The 11,832-nt window shown below is 66.8% G+C and carries 12 protein-coding genes and 1 pseudogene; 10 read left to right on the top strand and 3 right to left on the bottom strand.

The window, feature by feature from the left end; all coding sequences use genetic code 11:
- The 4 genes and pseudogenes from KGM94_RS03375 to rplI form a co-directional block, all read left to right on the top strand.
- A pseudogene (locus tag KGM94_RS03375) lies at nucleotides 1-205 on the top strand (30S ribosomal protein S6); the annotation flags it as partial.
- 5 nt (nucleotides 206-210) lie between these two features.
- The gene (gene rpsR, locus KGM94_RS03380) at nucleotides 211-450 is read left to right on the top strand and encodes a 30S ribosomal protein S18 (RefSeq protein WP_007592020.1); all 240 of its coding nucleotides are present in this window, start codon (nucleotides 211-213) and stop codon (nucleotides 448-450) included.
- Nucleotides 451-583: 133 nt separating this feature from the next.
- Nucleotides 584-1,537: a DUF2232 domain-containing protein gene (locus KGM94_RS03385; RefSeq protein WP_366526207.1), complete on the top strand. Its 954-nt coding sequence runs from the start codon at nucleotides 584-586 to the stop codon at nucleotides 1,535-1,537.
- A gap of 48 nt (nucleotides 1,538-1,585) precedes the next feature.
- A complete protein-coding gene (gene rplI / locus KGM94_RS03390; RefSeq protein WP_300254994.1) occupies nucleotides 1,586-2,194 on the top strand; it encodes a 50S ribosomal protein L9 in 609 nt (202 codons plus the stop codon).
- 142 nt (nucleotides 2,195-2,336) lie between these two features.
- On the opposite strand, the gene KGM94_RS03395 is transcribed toward rplI, so the two are convergent.
- Nucleotides 2,337-3,389, bottom strand: a complete 1,053-nt coding sequence (locus KGM94_RS03395) for a hypothetical protein (RefSeq protein WP_300254996.1) — start codon at nucleotides 3,387-3,389, stop codon at nucleotides 2,337-2,339.
- 284 nt (nucleotides 3,390-3,673) lie between these two features.
- Here KGM94_RS03395 and KGM94_RS03400 point away from each other — a divergent pair, with 284 nt between their 5' ends.
- Nucleotides 3,674-4,924 carry a cyclopropane-fatty-acyl-phospholipid synthase family protein gene (locus KGM94_RS03400; RefSeq protein ID WP_300254998.1) on the top strand — a complete coding sequence of 417 codons (1,251 nt, stop codon included), beginning with the start codon at nucleotides 3,674-3,676 and terminating at the stop codon, nucleotides 4,922-4,924.
- A gap of 3 nt (nucleotides 4,925-4,927) precedes the next feature.
- Here KGM94_RS03400 and KGM94_RS03405 read toward each other — a convergent pair whose 3' ends face one another.
- Nucleotides 4,928-5,149, bottom strand: a complete 222-nt coding sequence (locus KGM94_RS03405) for a transcriptional regulator (RefSeq protein ID WP_300255000.1) — start codon at nucleotides 5,147-5,149, stop codon at nucleotides 4,928-4,930.
- Between the two features lie 541 nt (nucleotides 5,150-5,690).
- Here KGM94_RS03405 and KGM94_RS03410 point away from each other — a divergent pair.
- The 4 genes from KGM94_RS03410 (at nucleotide 5,691) to KGM94_RS03425 (ending at nucleotide 10,648) form a co-directional block, all read left to right on the top strand.
- On the top strand, nucleotides 5,691-7,193 hold the full coding sequence (locus tag KGM94_RS03410) for a replicative DNA helicase (RefSeq protein WP_300255018.1): 1,503 nt from the start codon (nucleotides 5,691-5,693) through the stop codon (nucleotides 7,191-7,193).
- Between the two features lie 69 nt (nucleotides 7,194-7,262).
- Nucleotides 7,263-8,486 (top strand): alanine racemase, encoded by a 1,224-nt coding sequence (alr, locus tag KGM94_RS03415; RefSeq protein ID WP_300255084.1) that lies wholly within the window; start codon nucleotides 7,263-7,265, stop codon nucleotides 8,484-8,486.
- 21 nt (nucleotides 8,487-8,507) lie between these two features.
- A complete protein-coding gene (locus tag KGM94_RS03420) occupies nucleotides 8,508-9,281 on the top strand; it encodes an exodeoxyribonuclease III (RefSeq protein ID WP_300255020.1) in 774 nt (257 codons plus the stop codon).
- 80 nt (nucleotides 9,282-9,361) lie between these two features.
- Nucleotides 9,362-10,648 (top strand): hypothetical protein, encoded by a 1,287-nt coding sequence (locus KGM94_RS03425; protein ID WP_300255022.1) that lies wholly within the window; start codon nucleotides 9,362-9,364, stop codon nucleotides 10,646-10,648.
- A gap of 16 nt (nucleotides 10,649-10,664) precedes the next feature.
- On the opposite strand, the gene KGM94_RS03430 is transcribed toward KGM94_RS03425, so the two are convergent.
- On the bottom strand, nucleotides 10,665-10,979 hold the full coding sequence (locus KGM94_RS03430; RefSeq protein WP_300255024.1) for a hypothetical protein: 315 nt from the start codon (nucleotides 10,977-10,979) through the stop codon (nucleotides 10,665-10,667).
- A gap of 122 nt (nucleotides 10,980-11,101) precedes the next feature.
- On the opposite strand from KGM94_RS03430, the gene KGM94_RS03435 reads away from it, so the two are divergent.
- Nucleotides 11,102-11,830 carry a sulfite exporter TauE/SafE family protein gene (locus KGM94_RS03435; protein WP_300255026.1) on the top strand — a complete coding sequence of 243 codons (729 nt, stop codon included), beginning with the start codon at nucleotides 11,102-11,104 and terminating at the stop codon, nucleotides 11,828-11,830.
- Nucleotides 11,831-11,832 lie beyond the last annotated feature (2 nt).

An 11,832-nucleotide genomic window follows, 5' to 3' on the forward strand; every position in this document is an offset into this window, starting at 1 on the left:
CGTTCGCGTCGAGGAGCTGGAAGAAGGTCCGTCGGCGATGATGCGCAAGGCCGATCGCGATCGCGAGCGCGATGACCGCGGCGGCGGCTTCCGCGGCGAGCGCGAAGGCGGCGGCTTCCGTGGCGACCGCGAGGGCGGTGGTTTCCGCGGCGACCGCGGCCCGCGCCGGCCGCGCGACGAAGCTGAAACGACGGATGGGGAGTAAGATCAATGGCTGAAGCTGGTGCACGCCGTCCGTTCTTCCGCCGCCGCAAGAGCTGCCCGTTCACGGGCGCCAACGCGCCGAAGATCGACTACAAGGACTCCAAGCTGCTGATGCGCTACGTCTCCGAGCGCGGCAAGATCGTGCCGAGCCGCATCACCGCGGTGTCCGCCAAGAAGCAGCGTGAGCTCGCCCGCGCCATCAAGCGCGCGCGGTTCCTCGGCCTCTTGCCCTACGTGATCCGCTGATAAGCCGATTGCGGTCGGCGGCGACGAGCCGCCGACCGCGACTTTCTGAACTCATAAGGCTTCCGGGTCGTCCGGTCGCCGATGGTTGGGGCAAACAGCCTCTAACCGCTCGAAGGGAGCGGGACAGCTGCTGATGGCACTTGTTCTCATTGCCCTGGTCGCCGGCGCCGCGTCGGCGCTGATGTTCGCCTCGATTCCGTCGGGCGTACTGATCTCGGTATTCCTCAAGTTCCTGGTGCCGATGCCGCTCATGGTGGCCGCGCTGGCTTGGGGGCCCTCCGCCGCCTTGGCCGGCGGCTTGTTCGCGATGCTCGGCCTCGGCCTGCTCGCCGACATGACGACGGCCGCGACCTTCGGCATTCAGGTCGCCCTGCCCGCCTGGTGGCTCGGCCATCTGGCGCTGCTCGGCCGCCCGTCGCCGGCTTCCGCTTCGACATCGCCCGGCGAACTCGAATGGTATCCCGTCGGACGCATTCTGGTCTGGGCGGCAGCCCTGGCCTCGCTGATCGCAATCGCCGTTCTGTTCAACCAGGGCACCGATGCCGAGGCAATCGTCGAGATGCAGCGGCAGAAAATGGCTCACCTGGCCCAACTCTTCGTCGGAAGTTCGGTCAGCCCGAACGACCCCGCCATTTCGGCGCTCGTCGCCGTCGTGCCGGTTTTCGTGGCGATGTCCAGCGCAACGCTGCTCATCATCAATTTGTGGATCGCCGCCAAGGTGACGGCCACGTCAGGTCGCCTTCGCCGCCCGTGGCCGGAGCTCAGGCGCACCGAACTGCCGCCGATGACGATGGCCGCACTGTGCCTGGCAATCGCCTTCTGCTTCAGCGGAGGCATGGTTGCCCTCATTGCCAAGTCCGTCACCGGCGCGCTGATGATGACTTACGCCATGATGGGCTTCGCCGTCGTGCATACGGTGACCCTTGCGCTGAAGCAGCGCCTGTTCGTGCTCTGCACGACCTATGTGCTCGTCGTGCTGCTCACCTGGGCCGTCCTTGCGATGGTCGTCCTCGGCCTCGCGGATGCCGTGTTCGGCTTCCGCGAGCGCTTCCTGCGCAGCCGGCCGCCGCCGCTGCCGACCCCCTGAGTCCAACCCGGAAGATTCAACCCGCATCACCTCCAAAGGAGAACGAACATGGAAGTCATCTTGCTGGAACGCGTGGCCAAGCTCGGCCAGATGGGCGAAGTCGTGAAGGTTCGCGACGGCTACGCCCGCAATTTCCTGCTCAAGCGTGGCAAGGCGCTGCGCGCCACCGCCGAGAACCGCACCCGGTTCGACGGCATGAAGGCCGAGCTCGAGGCCCGTAATCTCAAGGCCAAGGGCGAAGCCTCCCAGGTTGCCGGGAAGATCGAGGGCAAGAACATCATCGTGATCCGGCAGGCCTCCGAAGCCGGCCAGCTGTTCGGCTCGGTCACCGTGCGCGACATCGTCGTCGCCTTCGAGGCCGACGGCGTCAACATCGCCCGGCCGCAGGTGCAGCTCGACGCGCCGATCAAGACCATCGGCAAGCACACCGTCACGATCGCCGTTCACCCCGAGGTCGAGGTGGCGATCACCGTCACCGTTGCGCGCAGCCAGGACGAGGCCGAGCGCATCAACCGCGGCGAGGACATCTCGACCCGCAACGAGGACCGCGACGCCGCCGCCGAGGCGATCGCCGCGGCCGGCGAGTTCTTCGATCCGGAAGCCGAGCACGAAGACGCCGTGCCGGCCGCTCCGGCCGCGGAAGAGAGCGAGAAGTAAGGCAACTCACGCCTCGTCATGCGCGGGCTTTGACCCGCGCATCGATGGGATCAGTCAGCCCGGCCGTTCACGCGGCCGGGCTTTTCGCTGCCGGAATCTGCTCTTTCAGCATCGCGATCGTCATGCAATCGCGGGCGGGATGCTATTGCGAGATCGGCGGCACGGGTTCGCCGGCCGGCGCGACCGGCGGCGACGGAGGTGCGGCCGCGGTCGCCGTCGATGCCGGCGGCGCGTCCTGCGGCTTGGCTTCCGGTGCCTTGGATTCGGGCGCCTTGGCCTCCTGCCTCGGCTCCGAACTGCCCGAGCCCGCCGCGGATGGCTCCGGCGACTTCGCGGTCGACGGCAGCGCCGGCGTCACCGGCGGCACCGGATCGGGCCGCAGTGCGGGCGCGTCGCTGCCGGTCGGTTCGGTCTTGGCGGTCTGCGACGCCCCGCTCTCGGGCTTCGCGGCATCGGACTTGGCCGCATCAGACTTGGCCTCGCCCGACGGTTTGGCTTCATCCCGGCCGGTATCGGTCTTGGCAGTCTCGCTCTTGGTGGTGTCGCTCTTGGTGGCATCGCTTTTGGGCTCGGCCGCCTTTTCGCCGGCCGACGGCACCGCGGCGGCGGGAGCCTCGGCCTTCGGCGCGGCCTCCTCGCTCTCCGGCTTGCCGCGCTTGCTGAGATGCTGCCTGGCCCTGCGGCCGTCGGGGCCGCGCTCGTTGGTCGCCTGGCCATCCGGCCTGGCACCCTCCTCACCCGGCCGCGCCAGCCGCTTCTGGCCGGGCCGTCCGCTCTCGGACGACGACGCCTCGCCTTCGGGCCTGGCCGCCTCCTGCCGCGAGCGGCGGGCATGCTCGGGCCCCTGCGTAGCGCTGGACGTGGCTTCCTTCGCGCCCTCCTTGGCTCCCTTGGGCGCCTGTCCGGCGCCGTAGCGGGTGTCGGTGGCGCCGTTGGACACGAGATAGGAGGCAAGCACGCCGGCCATGTCGGAGCTCGTGGTGTAGTGCTGGCGCAGGAAGCCCGGCAGCGAGCCCGGCGCCACCGTCTTCAAGAGCCCGCGCGGGCTCTTGTGGCAGGCGTTGCAGGTCTGGGCGAATATCTGGGAGGGGGACTTGCCGGCCTCGAGGTTCTGCGCCTGCGCCAGGGTGGTATCTGCCGCGCCAAAGCCGATCAGAAGCAACACCGTCGCGAGGCTGAGCGCTCGGCTCGACATTCCCGTCATCTCCAACTGAAATCCGTGGGCCGCGCCCGCATGCTGCAGCGCCGGCGGCGGTCACCTTTTAGCCGATTATGCCGCGAATGGAAGCGCGCTCATGACGCAAGGATGTGATCCTGCATCTTGTGAATATCCGCTTTGAACACAACGCACTAGCCAAGCCGGGAACTCGCCGATTATGATGTTACGTGCCGGCGTGGGAACCAATTTGGCGTCCCAAGCGTCGACGTTGCAGGCGGGTTGGTCGCATCTGTTCGGGTTCGCCCGGTTGGGTGGTTTCGATGGACCGTTTGTTGCGCAGGTTCCTCAGTCAGTTCATTCGCCGCGGGTCGCTGACGGTGACGACCGCGAGCGGGGCGCGCTTTACCTTCGGTGATGGCACCGGCCGGGAGGTGGCAGTCCGCTTCACCACCACGGAGGCCCAGCGCAAGATCCTGCTCAATCCCGAGCTCGGGCTCGGCGAGGCGTTCATGGACGGCGAGTTCCTCGTCGAGAATGGCTTGATCGCCGATGTGCTCGCCATCGTTCTGGACCAGCCCGAGGTGCTGCCGCATTGGGCCAAGCCGTTCTGGCATCTGCGCTACCTGAAGCGGTACTTCAAGCAGTTCAACCTGCGCTCCCGTTCCAGGAGCAACGTTACGCATCACTACGACCTCGACGGGCGGCTCTACTCGCTCTTCCTGGACGCCGACATGCAGTACAGCTGCGCCTATTTCGAGACGCCCGACACCTCGCTCGACGACGCCCAGCTCGCCAAGAAGCGGCACATCGCCGCAAAGCTCCTGGTCAAGCGCGGCCACCGCGTACTCGACATCGGCTCCGGCTGGGGCGGGTTCGCTCTCTACCTCGCCGAGATCGCCGGTGCCGAGGTCACCGGCATCACGCTCTCGACCGAGCAGCTGCAGGTGTCGAACGCGCGTGCGATCGAGAGGGGCCTGACGCAATCGGCAAAATTCATGCTGCAGGACTACCGCGACGTGGTCGGGCCGTTCGACCGCATCGTCTCGGTCGGAATGTTCGAACATGTCGGCGTCAAATTCTACGATACCTATTTCCGGCACTGCGCCGAACTGCTCGCCGACGACGGCGTCATGCTGCTGCATTCGATCGGCCGCCCGCAGGGCCCGGATGCCACCAATCCCTGGATCGCGAAATACATCTTTCCCGGCGGCTACATTCCGGCCCTCTCGGAGGTGCTGCCGTCGATCGAGCGCGCCGGGCTCATGGTCTGCGACATCGAGATCCTCCGCATGCATTATGCCGAGACGCTGAAGGCGTGGCGCGAGCGCTTCCTGGCACGACGCGAGGAAGCGGTGCAGCTCTATGACGAGCGGTTTGCGCGGATGTGGCAGTTCTATCTGGCGGCCTGCGAAATGTCGTTTCGCAAGCAAGGCCTGATGAACATCCAGATCCAGCTCACCAAGCGCCAGGACGTGGTGCCGATCACGCGCGACTACATCGCCCATGAAGAGGCGCGGCTGCGCGGACTGGAACGCGGCAGCACGCCGACGCTCAAACTCGCGGGCGAATAGGCGCTAGTGCCGCACCCGGGAATCCGATGTCCGGCAGAAGCGGGACGACGCCGGGAGGGCCAGTTGCGCCCGCAATTGCGCTGCCGTCCCGGGCGGAACGGGCCGGCCGCGGGTTTCCGGCTGCGCGGCGGCTTCCATGGCGGCAATCAGCATCGAGAGCCAGAGGCGGCTGCCCGCCTCGCTTCGCCACATCCGGTGCTGCGATGTTTGCAGCTCCTGCTGCATGATTGCCTCGTTTCCTGACGCTCAACGGGGATCAACACGCCACCCGCCCGCCTGTTCCGATGCCCGCCGGAAAGAATCCGCGGGGTCTGTGATCTGCTTCACAATGGCCTGGTCCGGCTTGCCCTAGAGATCGGCGATGGCAAACAATCTCCGAAGTTCCCTCGACATGCAGGACGATCTCCGCACCGACTACGCCTTGATCGCCACCGGCGTCGGCGCAGCCCTGATCGCGCTGGTCTACCTCCTGCTCATCTGAGCCGCCGGTCCCACCCGCGAGACCGCACAGGCGCGCACCTGCAAATGGGTCTCAATGCCCTGATATCTGGTTCATGCCATCCGGATTTTTTCGTGGTGCGGCGGCAGCGGGGCCGGGCCCACGCGGAATTCGGCAAACCCCGTCAAGCATCGCGCGCGCCGCGGCAGGCAGTCATCCACCACTTTCACTGAGCGGTTGATAGCGGTCAGCTTTCGCTTCCGCTTTGCGCGCGGCCGGCGCTTTATCGCGCCCCGCATCTGCCCAAGTTGCTAGACAATCCAGACCATGGCCCTGACTGATTCGAACGTCCTGAAGCTCGCGCCCGAGGCCGGAACTCCCGCCTATAGGAGCGCGCCGCACAATATCGAGGCGGAGCAGAGCCTGCTGGGCGCGATTCTCGTCAATAACGACGCCTTTTACCGCGTCTCCGACTTCCTGGAGCCGAAGCACTTCTTCGAACCGCTGCACCAGACGATCTACGAGACCGCCGGCAGCCTGATCCGGATGGGCAAGATCGCCACTCCGGTGACGCTGAAGACCTTCCTGCCGGCCGATACCGACGTCGGAGGCATGACGATCGGACAATATCTGGCGCGGCTCGCCGCGGAAGCGACCACCATCATCAACGCCCAGGACTACGGCCGCACCATCTACGACCTGTCGCTGCGGCGCGACCTGATCGGCATCGGCGAGGACATGGTCAACGTCGCCTACGACGCGCCGGTGGATTTTGCCCCGCGGGCGCAGATCGAGGACGCCGAGCGCAGGCTCTACGAGCTCGCCGAATCCGGCCGCTATGACGGCGGCTTCCAGAAATTCTCCCAGGCGCTCACCACCGCCGTCGACATGGCGGCCAAGGCGTTCCAGCGCGACGGAAAACTGTCGGGCATCTCCACGGGCCTGCGCGATCTCGACACCAGGATGGGCGGCCTGCAGCACTCCGACCTCATCATCGTCGCGGGCCGTCCGGGCATGGGCAAGACCTCGCTTGCGACCAACATCGCCTACAACGTCGCCAAGGCCTATGTGGGCGAGTTGCAGGCCGACGGCACCATGAAGGCGGCCAACGGCGGCGTGGTCGGCTTCTTCTCCTGCGAAATGTCGGCCGACCAGCTCGCCACGCGCATCGTGGCCGAGCGCACCGGAATCCCTTCCTCCTCGATCCGCCGCGGCGGCATCTCGGAGGCCGATTTCGAGAAGATCCGCGAGGTCTCGATCGAGCTGCAATCGCTGCCGTTCTACGTCGACGAGACCGGCGGCCTCTCGATCGCCCAGCTCATGGCGCGCGCCCGTCGGCTGAAGCGGCAGAAGGGGCTCGACCTCATCGTCATCGACTACATCCAGCTCCTGTCCGGCTCGGGCAAGCGATCGAACGACAGCCGCGTGCAGGAAATCACGGAGATCACCACCAGCCTGAAGGCGCTGGCGAAGGAGCTCAACGTGCCCGTGATCGCGCTGTCGCAATTGTCGCGCCAGGTGGAATCGCGCGACGACAAGCGGCCGCAGCTCTCGGATCTGCGCGAATCCGGCTCGATCGAGCAGGACGCCGACGTCGTGCTGTTCGTGTTCCGGGAGGAGTATTACCTCGCCATGAAGGAGCCGCGCGCGGGCACGCCGGAATACGAGAAATGGCAGCTCGACATGTCGCTCGTGCACGGCAGGGCCGAAGTCATCATAGGCAAGCAGCGCCACGGCCCGACCGGCACGGTCGATCTGAGCTTCGATGCCTCGGTGACCCGGTTCGGTGACATCGCACATGAAGGGCATCTTCCGGATCGCGGCTATTGAGCACGAACGCGCCGCGGGGCGCCTCGGGTTGAACCGCGGGCCGGCCGCGCGTAAAACGGCGGCATGAACATCGCCTCCGATCCCAAGCTCGTCCCGCAAACCGGCCCTCTCTCGGCCGAGGCCAACCAGGCCGCCGCGCTGGCGGCCTTCGGTGGCGTGCTCACGGTCGATCTCGACGCCCTCGTCGCCAACTGGCGCAAGCTCGAGAAGACGGCTGTTCCCGCCGAGTGCTCCGCGGTCATCAAGGCCAACGCCTATGGCTGCGGCGCCGATCCGGTCGCGCGCGCGCTCAGCAAGGCCGGCTGCAAGACCTTCTTCGTCGCGACCATCGAGGAGGCGCGCGTCGTGCGTGCCGCCGTCGCCGAGCCGACGATCTACGTGCTCGGCGGCTATTTCCAGAACACCGGCGACCACTACGCCGCGATCAACTGCCGGCCCGTGATCGGCGATCTCAACGAGCTCGCGGAATGGGACGTGTTCTGCCGCCGCACCGGCTGGTCGGGCGGCGTCGCCATCCACGTCGACACCGGCATGAACCGGCTGGGCCTGACGCTACAGGAGGCGCAGGCCATCATCCCGCGCATCAATGCCGGCGATCATGGCATCACGCTCGTCATGAGCCATCTGGTCTCGGCCGAACAGCTCAACAGCCCGGTGAACGCAAGGCAGCTCGCCGCCTTCCGCGGCATCGCCAGCGAATTCACCGGCGTGCCGGCTTCGCTCGCCAATTCCTCCGGCATCTTCCTCGGCGCGCCCTTCCAGTTCGACCTGGTGCGGCCGGGCGCCGCGCTCTACGGCGTCAACCCGACGCCCGAGGCCGACAATCCGATGCAGCCGGTGGTCGACGTGAAGGCGCGCATCGTGCAGACTCGCAACGTCGAGCGCGGCGAGACGGTCGGTTACGGCGGCACCTGGACGGCGCGGCGTCCGACAAGACTCGCCATCATCGCCGCAGGCTATGCCGACGGCTATTTCCGCGCCGCCAGCGCCAATGACGGCACCCGCGGCGCCGAAGTCATGGTCGCCGGCAAGCGCTGCCCGGTGGCCGGCCGCGTCTCGATGGACCTGATCGCGATCGACGTCACCGACCTCGCGCCGAATGCGGCGCGGCGGGGCCATATGGTGACGCTGCTCGGCGACGGCATCACCGTGGACGAACTGGCGCATCATTTCGGCACCATCGGCTACGAGGTGCTGACCTCGCTCGGGCATCGCTATGCGCGCCTCTACAAGGGCGGCAATGCGGAACTCCCGGTCGAGAAGCTGGCGACCGAGCAGCCCGCGGCGCGCTGACGCGTCGCGGCGCGCTTCGTCATGAAGGTCGCGACGTTCAACATCAACAACATCAACCGTCGCCTGCCCAACCTGTTGCGCTGGTTGCGCGCAGCAAAGCCCGACGTCGTCGCGTTGCAGGAACTCAAGGCGACCGACGGCGAGTTTCCGGCGGCGGCAATCGAGAAGGCCGGCTACGGCGCCGTGTGGCGCGGGCAAAAGACCTGGAATGGCGTCGCCCTCCTCGCCCACAACGCCGTGCCCGTCCTGACCCGCGACCGTCTGCCGGGCGGTGCCGACGACCACGAGGCGCGCTACATCGAGGCCGCCGTCCGCGGCATCATCGTCACCAGCCTCTATTTGCCGAACGGCAATCCGCAGCCCGGGCCGAAATTCGATTACAAGCTCGACTGGTTCGCGCGGCTGAAGCGGCACGCGAAAACCTTCATCAAGCAGGACCTGCCGGTCGTGCTCGCCGGCGACTACAACGTCGCACCGACCGGGATCGACATCTATCCGACCCGCTCCTGGGACGAGGACGCGCTAATCCAGCCGAAGAGCCGAGCCGCCTTCGCCGCCCTGCTCGCGCAGGGCTGGTGCGACGCGGTGCGCGAACTGCACCCGGACGAGCGCATCTACACGTTCTGGGACTACGAGCGGAACCGCTGGCCGCGCGATGCCGGCCTGCGGCTCGACCATCTGTTGCTGAGCCCGGCCCTTGCCCCGCGCCTGGCCAGGGCCGGCGTCGATCGGACGATCCGCGGCGAGGATGGCGCCTCGGATCACGCTCCGGCGTGGATCGAGCTGCGCAAGTGACGGAATGCCGACGATGTGAGGCGGCTGTTGCGCGCGCAGAGGCCGGGGGGATAGGGTGCCCCTCTCCTGCGAGGTCCCTGATGCGTGCAGCGCGCATTCATTCCGCTCTGATCGTGTTCCTCGTCAGCTACGCGGTGCTGACCGTTCTCGGAAACCTGCTCTATTTCTCCTCGATCGGCGATATCGTCGGCTGGTACAGCATCCACGATTTCTCCATCTCGAAGTTCACGACCGCAGGGTCTGCGGGATATTGGGCGCTGCTGCTGCTCCCCTTTGCGATCGTGCCGCCCGTGGCGATGCTGGTCGGAACGGTTCTTCGGCCGATCCTCTCGCCGGTTGCGGCGAGGCTGCCGGCACCGAGCCTGCCCGAGTACCTGCTGCTCCTGCTGGCCTGCCATGCCTATGTCGCGGCATCGCTCTGGCGAGCGAACGCGATCGGGCTGATGTTTGGTGGGGCCAGCTTCGTGATGTCCTCCCAGGCCCGCCTCGACCTGTTCTCGGCCATCGGCTTCTGGCCGCAGGTCGTGCTCAAGTCCGTCCTGTTCGCGCTGACATGCTACGGCTTCGTGCGTGCGCTGATGGGCGGCGGCCCTCGCTGGATCGCCGTGAGCGCGTTCAACCTGATCGCCATGTCCATCGCGCTGGCGCTGCTCAACATGAAGTGGCCGCTGGTGCTGCTCTATTGCGCTCACATGGTCGCGCTGTGGCTGCTCGTCAGGCGCAGCCTCGTGCTGCCGACCGTTGCCTTCGCACTGCTGGCCGGCGCCGGCTACGTCGCGGTGACGTTCCTGGTGCTGCATGCCGTCGTGATACCGTCGGCGAACGGACTGGACCACCCGGCGATCCACAAGTCGGATGCCGCCGGCATCGCGGCCTCGGCGCTGCTCAACCGGATGGCGCAGCCCTATCCCTATTATTTCGAGACCTTCACCCTATCTCCGGGAAAATGCGGCACCCTGCTCACGCGCATCCGGCGCAAGCCGTCGCCGTGTCAGCCGAGCAACCTCGTCTATGCGGAGATGTTCTCGGATGCGTTCGCCGGCGTCGGCACGGCTCCGCAGCCGCCCCACGTCACCGGCTACGCGCTCAATGGATGGCCCGGCGCGCTCGTGGAGATCGTGCTGACGGCGATCGTGCTCGGCCTGTTTGCCGCCATGGCCGGCGCCGCGACGGCCGAGCAAGCCACGCTCACGGTCATCGGTGCCTTGACGGGCTACCACTTTTCGCAGCTCCCGTTCGAGGGGCCGTTGGTCTATGACCACGGGCTGCTGTGGCTGATTCCCCTGCTTCTCGCCGTCATGGGCGCGCATGCGATCCGGACTCGCAGGAGCGCCTTACCCTCTCTCGCCAAAGCCGGCGGAGAATGATGCTTGCCTGGCGCGGCTAATGCCCGCCCGCCGACAGCCGCCGCGCATTGTCGGCGACATGCTCGCGGTAACGGTTGATGATGACGGCAGGCGTCGCGCCCGCGAACCAGCACGCGACGGCCTCGAACGCGGCGGCGAACTTCTCGCTGACCATCAGCACGGCCTCCTGCTCGGCCTCCGCATCGGCATGGCTGAGCTTTTCGAGCCGCATTCCCATGACCTCGCAGGATTCCGCCGCCAGCATCGCGCCGGCGTACCACGGGTAGCCGTCATCGGAGCCGCTCAGCACCGCGTGACGGTCGAGCGCCGAGAAGGAATTGTGATCGAGCATCGCACGCCTCGATTTCTTTGAGCGAATGCTCGATCAATACGCTTCAAAGTCTAACGATCAGGCCGTACGGTCGCTCGCATTGCCGAGTCGCGCGATACCGGGAATTAACCAAAGATCTTCACGTGGGCTTCCTTTTCGTCCTCATCGTCGGCCTGATCGCCGGCACCATCTCCGGCATCGTCGGCACCGGCTCGTCGATCATGCTGATGCCGGTGCTGGTTCATGAATACGGACCGAAGCAGGCGGTGCCGATCATGGCGGTCGCCGCCGTGATGGCGAACCTGTCGCGGATCATGGCGTGGTGGCGCGAGGTCGACTGGCGGGCCTGCGCGGCCTACTCGATCACGGGAATCCCGGCCGCGGCGCTGGGGGCGCGGACGCTGCTGGCGCTGCCCTCGCACGCCGTCGATGTTGCGATCGGGATCTTCCTGATCGCCATGGTGCCGCTGCGGCACGTGCTGGCGCGGCACCAGCTCAAGGCCGGCCTCTGGCATCTCGCGATCGGCGGCGCGGTGATCGGCTATCTCACAGGCATCGTGGTCTCGACCGGGCCGCTCAGCGTGCCGCTGTTCCTGTTCTACGGCCTGACCAGGGGCGCCTTTCTGGCGACCGAGGCGGCTTCCTCGCTCGGGCTTTATCTCTCGAAATCGGTGACATTCGAACGCTTCGGCGCGCTGACGGCGGACGTCGCGATCAAGGGACTGATCGCGGGCGCTTCGCTGATGTCGGGCGCGTTCATCGCCAAGCGCTTCGTGTTGCACCTGAAGCCGGACGCATTCCGCCTCATCATGGACGCCATCATGGCGGCCGCGGGCCTCAGCATGCTCTGGAACGCGGTCGTCTCGCCCTGAGG

This window comes from Bradyrhizobium sp., assembly GCF_028868675.1.
Taxonomy (GTDB): Bacteria; Pseudomonadota; Alphaproteobacteria; order Rhizobiales; family Xanthobacteraceae; genus Bradyrhizobium.

What these genes read in the sequence shown, in the direction of transcription:
- rpsR (WP_007592020.1), top strand. Translation starts at nt 211, where the DNA reads ATGGCTGAAGCTGGTGCACGCCGTCCGTTCTTCCGCCGCCGCAAGAGC.
- KGM94_RS03385 (WP_366526207.1), top strand. Translation starts at nt 584, where the DNA reads ATGGCACTTGTTCTCATTGCCCTGGTCGCCGGCGCCGCGTCGGCGCTG.
- rplI (WP_300254994.1), top strand. Translation starts at nt 1,586, where the DNA reads ATGGAAGTCATCTTGCTGGAACGCGTGGCCAAGCTCGGCCAGATGGGC.
- KGM94_RS03395 (WP_300254996.1), bottom strand. Translation starts at nt 3,389, where the DNA reads ATGTCGAGCCGAGCGCTCAGCCTCGCGACGGTGTTGCTTCTGATCGGC.
- KGM94_RS03400 (WP_300254998.1), top strand. Translation starts at nt 3,674, where the DNA reads ATGGACCGTTTGTTGCGCAGGTTCCTCAGTCAGTTCATTCGCCGCGGG.
- KGM94_RS03405 (WP_300255000.1), bottom strand. Translation starts at nt 5,149, where the DNA reads ATGCAGCAGGAGCTGCAAACATCGCAGCACCGGATGTGGCGAAGCGAG.
- KGM94_RS03410 (WP_300255018.1), top strand. Translation starts at nt 5,691, where the DNA reads ATGGCCCTGACTGATTCGAACGTCCTGAAGCTCGCGCCCGAGGCCGGA.
- KGM94_RS03420 (WP_300255020.1), top strand. Translation starts at nt 8,508, where the DNA reads ATGAAGGTCGCGACGTTCAACATCAACAACATCAACCGTCGCCTGCCC.
- KGM94_RS03425 (WP_300255022.1), top strand. Translation starts at nt 9,362, where the DNA reads ATGCGTGCAGCGCGCATTCATTCCGCTCTGATCGTGTTCCTCGTCAGC.
- KGM94_RS03430 (WP_300255024.1), bottom strand. Translation starts at nt 10,979, where the DNA reads ATGCTCGATCACAATTCCTTCTCGGCGCTCGACCGTCACGCGGTGCTG.